Origin of the sequence: Deinococcus marmoris, assembly GCF_001949125.1 — a bacterium.
GTDB lineage: Bacteria > Deinococcota > Deinococci > Deinococcales > Deinococcaceae > Deinococcus > Deinococcus marmoris_A.
On record NZ_MSTI01000084.1, the window covers coordinates 1 to 8,343 of the forward strand.

An 8,343-nucleotide genomic window follows, 5' to 3' on the forward strand; every position below is an offset into this window, starting at 1 on the left:
CCCGCAGTCTCACCGTGATGGGGAGCCCACGCTCAGCCAATCCCTGAATCCACGCCTGGCCGATGAATTCCCGGTCTGCGTAGATCGTGGCAACGTCGCAGCAGTCCAGCAGCGTCAGCGCCTCGTCCAGCAAGGCCAGCCGGGTACTCGTCCCGCTGTTGCCGCTGTGCGGCAACAACTCGAACAGCAGTGGCACGGCGACACCTCGCCAGTTCACCGCCAACACCAGCGCATTCACGTCGGTTTTGCCCAGTTTCCAATTGCGGGCAAGCGTCCTCATGGGCGTCTGTTCTGCCCAAGAAGGTGCGGTCCAGGCTGACCTCCCGCTGTTTTCTGTCTGGTAACAGTGCCAGCACCAGATGGGCGACATCCAGAGGACACAGCGGATGCTGGTGAAAGAAGCGCTCGATCTGGCGGATGAGAGAAGCCGTTTGAGCGTTGCCAGAGCAACGCTCGGCGAGTGCAGCGTGGCGAATATCTTTAGCCCTGATCAACGCCAGGACGAGCAGGGCGAGCAGTTCCACCTGATTTTTGCAGGAGGCGGGGAAGTGAGAAACGAAGCAGAGACTCAGCGATTTCAGGGCAGTGGGAGACGCGCTCTGTTCTCGCGTACTGGACGAAGGATTTCAAGCCCCCTCTAAAACTTCCGCAGCCCACTACAACACTCTGATTGAACAGTCCCATCGACCGAAACGGCAGCAGGAACGCAGTCCGCTCGGCTTCAAATGCCGAAGACGGGCCCAAGAATTTCTGGCGTTGCACGCTCGCGTTTCGAACATCCATTGCCACACCCGAACGACCGTCTCCGCCCCCTCCGACGAATCAATCAGGATACAGCGCTGCTCCGCCTGCCGTCCTGCTGTGGCCCTCTGAAATTAAGTTGCCAGAACCCCTGTATCTGACTGAGATCAGGGGCCATTCAAACGAATCGGCTGCATCGGCCTGGCCAACCGTAGGAATGGGCGTGTCCTAACTCGTGATGACTTGTACTGGCCCGATGACGTGATTCCAGGACCGGACGGCGCGCTGTACGTGGTGGTCAGCCAACTGCCGACGGCACCGCCACCGAATGAGGGACAGCGCCAGCCCAGCTTTCCGTTCCTTGTGGTCCGGTTCTGGCCGGAGGCGAGCGACGCTTAAGTGCGCTGGCAACGCTGCCCCTGCGCCATGCCCCATCACTTTATGTGGGAGTCTTTCGCGCGTGCTCGGCCAATTGCGCGGCGTGGCCTCTTCCCTGACATCACTCCCCGCTGGTCACAGGTGAAAGGCCCCGCGTTGTTGCGGATGAACCAGATCGACGTACTGCGGGTGGTGCCGAATGTAGCTGGCGATAAAGGGGCACATCGGAATTGCCAGTCGGCCCATCTGTCGCACGTCGTCCAAGGCGAACCGGGCCACCTGCCCGCCCAAGCCCTGGCCCTCGTACTGGGGGTCAATTTCTGTGTGGGGCAGCATCACGGCGTCTCCGACGAGACGGTACTCGGCGAACCCGGCCACCTGGCCATCCACCACGACCTCGTAACGCCCCTGATCCTCGTTCTTCCTGATCTCTGCCATGACTGGCCTCCCTCTTTTTCTCAAGTTTATGCTTGGCTTCAAAGCCCGGTTTTCATACGCACAGTGGTTTGTTCCTCCGGGCAGCACTACTGGGGGACGGGACGATGATAGTGGGCGTGCCTCATTTTTATCTCGCGTTGACTTTATTGACGGCCAGCGTTTTAAGCTGGTGTATGACCCAGCAAAACAAACCGCCCACTGAGGATCTGCTGCCGGGCAAGATCTATATGGGTGATGGAATCACCGTGTCCTATGACGCCCCACGCTGCACCCACGTCGCCAATTGCGTGCGTGGTCTGCCCGCCGTCTTTCGCCCGAAAGAGCGCCCCTGGATTCAACTGAGCAACGAGGCGTCCGCCGAGCGCGTGACCGAGATCGTGCGGACCTGCCCGACTGGCGCGCTGCACTACGCCCTTTACGGGGGACCCCCAGAAGCCCCCGCTGTCCCCACCACGTTGACGCCGATCAAGGACGGCCCGCTGACCCTAAAGGGCGACCTCGTGATTCAGACTCCGCAGGGCGAAGTGCGAGAAGTCCGGGCTGCCCTGTGCCGCTGCGGTGCAAGCAGTCGCAAGCCTTTTTGCGATGGCACGCACGCCCGCATCGGCTGGAAGAGTGAGCAGCCCGGCGGCCAGGCGTCTGCCAATCAGCGCGGCGACGGCCACCGGGAGGCGGGCCAGCAGGCCGACGCGGCGCAGCGGGAATAGCGAAACTGCTTTTCAAACACCCCCAACCCACCCTGGAGAAGCCATAGCCTCACCCCACGACGCCTGGCCGCCCCTGCGCCTAGCCCAGCACCGACACAGCGGAGGCGGGGTGGCCGCCCATCCGGGCGCGAACCAGTGGAGCGACGCGGGTCCCCAGGAGGTCGATGGCGCGCAGCATGTCGGGGTGAGGCATGAGCAGGTTGGTCATCTGGAACGTCAGGCGGGACACGCCGCCCAGCACCTCATTGACGTACAGCACCTTCTCGGCCACCGTTTCGGCGTCACCGATCAGATACGGTCCAGCCGGGCCACACATCGCCTCAAACTGGGCGCGGCTGGGGGGACTCCAGCCCCGTTCCCGGCCCACAGTGGCCATCATTTGCACGTAGCCGGGATAGTAAGCACTGATCGCCTGCTCGCTGGTCTCCCCCACAAAGCCAAAGGCATGTATTCCCACCTGAAGCTGATCGGGGCGGTGTCCGGCCTGTTCCCCGGCCTGGCGGTACAGATCGACGAGGGGGCGGAAGCGGCGGAAATCGCCCCCGATAATGGCGACCATCAGTGGTAGACCCAGCCGTCCCGCACGGACGAACGACGCTGGCGTGCCGCCGACGCCCAGCCAGATGGGCAGTCTGACTTGCAGGGGACGTGGATACACGCCTTGACCGCTTAGCGGTGAGCGGTGCCGACCCGACCAATGGACGTGAGGCTGTTCCCGCAGCAAAAGCAGCAAGTCTAGCTTTTCGGCAAAGAGGGCGTCATAGTCGGCCAGATCGTAGCCGAATAGCGGGTAGGCCTCGACCGAGGAGCCCCGGCCCACCACCATCTCGGCGCGGCCCTGTGAGAGCAAGTCGAGAGTGGCGAACTGCTGAAAGACCCGCACGGGGTCGTCGGCACTCAGCACGGTCACGGCGCTGGTCAGCCGAATCCGCGTGGTGCGGGCGGCAGCAGCGGCGAGGATCAGGGTGGGCGCGGAGTCGAGGTACTCCTGGCGGTGGTGCTCGCCAATGCCGAAGACGTCAATGCCGGAGCGGTCGGCCTGCTCTATTTCTTCAAGGAGCTGGGCCAGCCGCAGGTCAGCGCCCAGGGCCTGTCCAGTGTCCGGGTTCAGTCCGGCGGCGGCAAAACTATCGATTCCAATCTGCATGGGGCTTCTCCTGTGTGGGCTTTGGGCCGCGCCGATTTTGGGTGCGGACTCAACAAACGCAGGCAGTCCCTCTACTCGGGGCTGCCTGGTTCTCATCTGACATCTGGCCGCGCCGGATGATGTTGCGCCTGATCCTCCGGGCTTCAGGCTTCGTCGGTGACCATCGGCGTGCTGGCACGGCCCGCGTCACGCGCCGTCTTGAGGGCGCTGCCCCACCAGGTCAGCTCATCGAGCAGCGCGGTCACGCCCGGCTGGAGGTGGGCCATGTCTTCGAGCGCGGCCCCCTGCTGCCAGGCCCCCATAAAGTCAGCCCCCTGGATGTGCACCGACGTGCGGATCGGGGCCATCTGCAACTCGATGGCGATGGTGCGGAGCTGCTCCACGGCCCGCGCCGCACCAACCGAGCCGTAACCCACAAACGCCACAGCCTTCTTGTTCCACTCGGGATAGGCGTAGTCGAGGGCGTTTTTCAGCACGCCGGTGGGCGCATGGTTGTACTCGGCGGTGATGATGATGTAGGCGTCGAATTCGGCCAGCTTGTGCTGCCAGCGCACGGCAACTTCGTTCTGGGTAGGCGCGTAAGCATTAGAAGCCACTTCGTCGAAGAAGGGCATCGGGTAGTCGCGCAGATCGAGGAATTCGTAGCTGGCGTCGCTGCGGCCAGCCACGATGCCTTTGAGCCAGGCGGCGGGCTTGTCGGCAAAGCGGGTCTGGCGGGTGCTGCCGATGATGATCGCAATCTTGGGTGTGGTCATGGTCTTCTCCTTGAGGGGTGAGCGGTCGGACGGACGCGGGGCGGATGGGCGGCTGAACAGTTGTTGCCAGAGCCGCTGTAAAACACCAGATTTGAGTTCGGTCATGTGAGGGTCTGCGCCAGCTTGTTGCCCGACACAGACCTCACGGAGAATGCGGTCAGAAGAATGTGGACGGGCCAGGGCGTGATGTGGAGGGGAGGACTGGAGCGGATAAAGCGGAGGGTGGTCATCGCGGATCTCCAAGAGAAAGAACGGATTACAGTGTTAAGCTACTAGAACATATAACACCTATTTCGACGATCTGGCCTATGGTTTGTGTGCTAAGGGTATTTCTCCGCCATTTCCCAGCTTGCCAGATGACAGAACGCCGTGGTTACAGCATGAATGTTAGGTGTTTTACGTCCCACTGTCAAGTGGCGCGGGGATGGCAGGAGCTGAGGTCGGAGCAGTGCTCAAGCGGGAAACTCAGGTGAGAGACAGTGCTGGTGGACTCAAATGTGACCGTCTCCCAATCGGATTTATAGGCAATGCAACACGTATTCCTGAACAGACATCGTTACTCGGACTCCAACCGTGAGCGGATCACGGCCAGGGTCTCGATGAGCGTGTGCAGTTGTCCGGGACTCAGATGGCCGAGGTGCGAGCGCTGCAACTTGACCACTGGCCCATCAAGCTCGTTCACCAGGGCTTGACCTCGTTCAGTCAGGACGGTGGGAACATAACGGCGGTCGGTCGCGCTGCGTTCCCGCCGCACCAGCCCGGCCTCTTCCATTTTGTCGAGGAGGCGGGTCACGTCGGGCATCCGGTGGATCAGCCGCTCCCGAATCTCGTTGCGCCCAAGTCCGGCGTCGCCCGCACCGCGCAAGATACGCAAGACGTTGTACTGGGCCAGGGTAAATCCGCGTTCCCGGCAGAAGGCTTCATTGAGGTCGAGAAGCAGCTGGGAGGTGCGGTAGAGACCGAGTACCGCTTCCTCTTCCAGACTGCGCAAAGGGTGTTGCTGTTGAAGATCGTCGGGCGCGGTGGTACTCATACCTGGTATATTAGGTGTTAGAACACAGGTAAGCAAGGCTTATACAGGAACAATTGGACGGTGATCCGCCTCGCCTCAGGCCCAGGGTTTGAGGACAATTTTTCCGTTGTTGCGGCGCGTCTCGAGCAGTTGATGGGCTTCCTGCGCGGCGCTGAGCGGCAGCACGTGACCGATCTGTACCTTGACGTCCCCGGCGGTGATCCAGCCGAGCAGGGTCCCCAGCGCCCCGAAGGTGACTTGTGGGCGCAGCTCAAACCAGGCCCCCAGGTTGAAACTGGTGATGCTCTGACCCAGCGCGGGATCGTAGAACACCGTCTCAATCGTTTCGGCACTGAGCGAGAGCGGCTGACGACTGGTGCGTCCGTACACCACCAGCCGTCCAAACGGAGCGAGGGCATGCAAGCTCTGCTCAAACACCGGGCCGCCGGTGACTTCGAGAACCACGTCCGCACCGTGGCCGTCCGTGAGGGCACGCACCTGGTTGGGCCAGTTGGGGTCGGTGGAATCCACGGTGTGGGTCGCGCCCAGCAGCCGAGCACTGGCGTGTTTCTCGGCAGACCCAGCCGCCGCGATGATGTGCCCCGCACCGATTTTCCGGGCAATCTGGAGGGCGAAACTGCCCACGCCCCCGGCAGCAGCGGGAATCACGACGCGCTCACCGGCTTGCAGGCGCGTGACCTCGGTCAGCAGCAGCGTGGCGGTTAGGCCGCCGACGATCAAGCTGGCCGCCTCGTCAAAGCCTAGTCCTTCGGGTAAGGGAATAACGGCGGCGGCTCCGGCGAGCGCGTACTGGGCGTAACCGCCTTCGCCACCGGCCCCGACGACAGCGAACACGGGCGTCCCAATGGCTGGCCCCTCAACGCCTTCGCCGAGGGCAGCCACCGTGCCAGCCACCTCGTTGCCCGGCACAAACGGCAAAGGTGTAGGTACGGGATACACGTCCCCGCGACGGCGGATCACGTCTGAGAAATTCACGGCGGCAGATTCCACGCGGATCAACACCTGGCCGGGGCCGGGCTGCGGCGTGGTCAGGTCAAGATACTCAAGGACGGTTGCGGAACCAGTGGTGCTGAACTGAATGGCTTTCATGGATACGACTCCTTTCCAGCCCGGCGAACAGCTTCAATGTGGGGCTGCGGTGAAAATGAACAGGCTCCATCCTTTGACGACAAAGGACGTTTAGGGGCTGCAAAATTCAGCCCAAACAATGTGGAGAACAGGTGAACGGCGCGAAGAGAAACGGTGCGGCTGACCGCGTAGAGCACGCTGGGCCGAACCTGTGACGAAGTCTAGAAGAACGTCCCCGGATTCGGAAGGTTACAACCGTGTCAGAACTGTTGAAAATTGAATGTCTGCTCCCGGCTGCCCTGCCGAACTTGACGGGGCGTCTGACCGCTCTGGCCCCGGAACCATTGGCTGAACTGCGTGGCGGACGGAAAATGCAGGTCCTCAGCAATGCGCTCAACAGGCCGGTCAGTGAAGGCCAGCAGGCGCTTGGCGTCCAGCAGCAACTGTTCCTGAAGCCAGGCGCTCGGCGTCTTGCCCATGATCCGTCCGACGACGCGCGTGAGATGACCCGGCGTGACATGCAGCAACTCGGCGTAATACTGTACCGGACGCCGCTCCCGCGCACCCACAGCGGCGTGCGTTCGGAAGAGTTGCGTGAGCCGCAGATCGGCGCTCTGGGCCTGCGTCAGTGGCGTGGGCGCAGCATCTGTGGTGAGCGCGGCGACTTCGGCCAGAATGCCGTGTAGATACGCCATCATCAGCGCTTCACGCTGCCGGGGCAGGGTCAGCCACACGTTGGCCGGGTGGTGCTGGGCCACCTGTGCGTAGCGGTGCCAGATTTGCCTAAAGAGCGTGTCCAGCACTTCGCTCGCCTCGCCGCTCACCGGGATCACTGCGGGTCCATCAGGCTGGAGAAAAGGAAGATCCGCGATGAGATGCACGTTCAATGCGCCGCCGGTCAATAGTTCAGGCAAGAAGCCGATCAAGGTCAGGTGTGCGCCGGGTTCGGGCTGCTCCCACCAGTAAACCTGCCCTGGAACGGTCCAGACGAGAGACTCGGCCTTGACCGCAAATTTTTGGGTGTCACACATGAATGTGGCTGCGCCGCCACTCAGCCACGCCAAGCCGTAGAAGGTTGAACGGAACAGCCCGCTGACGGGCGGGTCTTGCAGCGGATACGTCGCCACGAACAACCGCGCCCCGTCCTGAATGGGCAGGTGTGCAAGCACTGAGCGGTTCTGGAGCATAGGCACCGTTTTACCGTTTTCTGGCAGCAGATACATTAGACCGATTGCCCGGCGGGGCAGCCGATTCACGGCTTAGAGCCTATTCGGGAAGTCGAAGGTGAGGATCAGATTTAATGTGACTCAGACAGTGTTTCTGCTCCCTCCCTCTCTATGGGGGAGGGTTGGGGAGGGGGTGAACCGCAGACGCCCTCCCAGCGCACCTTAATCAAAACAGACGCTCCACTTTCCGAATAGGCTCTTAATCTGGCGAAGGCCGAAATTTTGTCCAATTCGTATGCGAGTCTTCTGGCCCTAGAGTTTGGAGGCGTGCAAAAACGAACATTTGTGCGCCTCAGAAGGCATGCTGTGGATATCGAAGTTTTTGGGGTGCGTATTTCTGTTGCAAAATTCAGAGCAATGGCGAGAGGTTTATACAAGCATTATCCATGACGTAAATAGCAGTACGTGTATCAGATGGCGAAACTCTATCTCTCATCCGAGTTGAACAAAGATCGGGCCTTCGTCAGATTAAGCCTGACAGGACTTCGTGATGATCTGGTCCTCAGTACCTGACACTTTGAGGTAAATCCTGACTGGGACACAGAAAAAAATGCCAACGGGCGGCTGATGGGTGTGTGATGCACACCAACGCCGCCCTGACGGATCTTGACACCTTCGTCGCCTTCTTGAAAGAGCGACTTCCTCACCACCGGATTGACCTGCTGCGCCGAGTCGCCGCCGTGATCTTTGGCATCGTTCAGGCCGAAACCACGCGGCACCGCAAGATTGCTATCCACCTTCGCAGCACGGCAACGCTGGATTCCAGAACGAAGACCGTCGCCCGGACCTTCCATGACGCTGGACTCTCTGAGCAGGATGTCCTGGACATCCTGCTGCCGCTGCTTCCAGA

At 61.4% G+C, this 8,343-nt stretch carries 9 protein-coding genes and 3 pseudogenes; 5 read left to right on the forward strand and 7 right to left on the reverse strand.

Going from position 1 to position 8,343, the window contains the following annotated elements:
* Positions 1 to 280, reverse strand: a pseudogene (locus tag BOO71_RS12925) (IS4 family transposase); the annotation flags it as partial.
* Positions 281 to 386: 106 nt separating this feature from the next.
* Between BOO71_RS12925 and BOO71_RS27830 the strand changes: the two are divergent.
* From BOO71_RS27830 to BOO71_RS27835, 3 genes and pseudogenes are all read left to right on the forward strand, one after another.
* Positions 387 to 641, forward strand: coding sequence for a hypothetical protein (locus BOO71_RS27830; RefSeq protein WP_175607438.1), 255 nt, complete (start codon positions 387 to 389; stop codon positions 639 to 641).
* Positions 642 to 660: 19 nt separating this feature from the next.
* A pseudogene (locus tag BOO71_RS28780) lies at positions 661 to 902 on the forward strand (hypothetical protein); the annotation flags it as partial.
* An 82-nt stretch (positions 903 to 984) separates the two neighbouring features.
* Positions 985 to 1,140, forward strand: a complete 156-nt coding sequence (locus BOO71_RS27835; protein ID WP_175607439.1) for a hypothetical protein — start codon at positions 985 to 987, stop codon at positions 1,138 to 1,140.
* A 114-nt stretch (positions 1,141 to 1,254) separates the two neighbouring features.
* On the opposite strand, the gene BOO71_RS12935 is transcribed toward BOO71_RS27835, so the two are convergent.
* Positions 1,255 to 1,557, reverse strand: coding sequence for a GNAT family N-acetyltransferase (locus tag BOO71_RS12935; RefSeq protein ID WP_075833016.1), 303 nt, complete (start codon positions 1,555 to 1,557; stop codon positions 1,255 to 1,257).
* Between the two features lie 173 nt (positions 1,558 to 1,730).
* Between BOO71_RS12935 and BOO71_RS12940 the strand changes: the two genes are divergently transcribed.
* A complete protein-coding gene (locus tag BOO71_RS12940) occupies positions 1,731 to 2,264 on the forward strand; it encodes a (4Fe-4S)-binding protein (protein ID WP_075833018.1) in 534 nt (177 codons plus the stop codon).
* 79 nt (positions 2,265 to 2,343) lie between these two features.
* Here BOO71_RS12940 and BOO71_RS12945 read toward each other — a convergent pair whose 3' ends face one another.
* The 5 genes from BOO71_RS12945 to BOO71_RS12965 form a co-directional block, all read right to left on the reverse strand.
* Complete coding sequence (locus BOO71_RS12945; protein ID WP_075833020.1) at positions 2,344 to 3,411, reverse strand: Atu2307/SP_0267 family LLM class monooxygenase; 1,068 nt, start codon at positions 3,409 to 3,411, stop codon at positions 2,344 to 2,346.
* A gap of 143 nt (positions 3,412 to 3,554) precedes the next feature.
* A complete protein-coding gene (locus tag BOO71_RS12950) occupies positions 3,555 to 4,166 on the reverse strand; it encodes an NADPH-dependent FMN reductase (protein WP_075833022.1) in 612 nt (203 codons plus the stop codon).
* A gap of 556 nt (positions 4,167 to 4,722) precedes the next feature.
* Entirely contained in the window at positions 4,723 to 5,199 is a 477-nt protein-coding gene (locus tag BOO71_RS29070; protein ID WP_075833024.1) for a MarR family winged helix-turn-helix transcriptional regulator, read from the reverse strand.
* Between the two features lie 75 nt (positions 5,200 to 5,274).
* The gene (locus tag BOO71_RS12960; protein ID WP_075833027.1) at positions 5,275 to 6,288 is read right to left on the reverse strand and encodes a quinone oxidoreductase family protein; all 1,014 of its coding nucleotides are present in this window, start codon (positions 6,286 to 6,288) and stop codon (positions 5,275 to 5,277) included.
* Between the two features lie 239 nt (positions 6,289 to 6,527).
* Complete coding sequence (locus tag BOO71_RS12965) at positions 6,528 to 7,523, reverse strand: helix-turn-helix domain-containing protein (RefSeq protein ID WP_139322930.1); 996 nt, start codon at positions 7,521 to 7,523, stop codon at positions 6,528 to 6,530.
* 545 nt (positions 7,524 to 8,068) lie between these two features.
* On the opposite strand from BOO71_RS12965, the pseudogene BOO71_RS27840 reads away from it, so the two are divergent.
* A pseudogene (locus BOO71_RS27840) lies at positions 8,069 to 8,343 on the forward strand (IS4 family transposase); the annotation flags it as partial.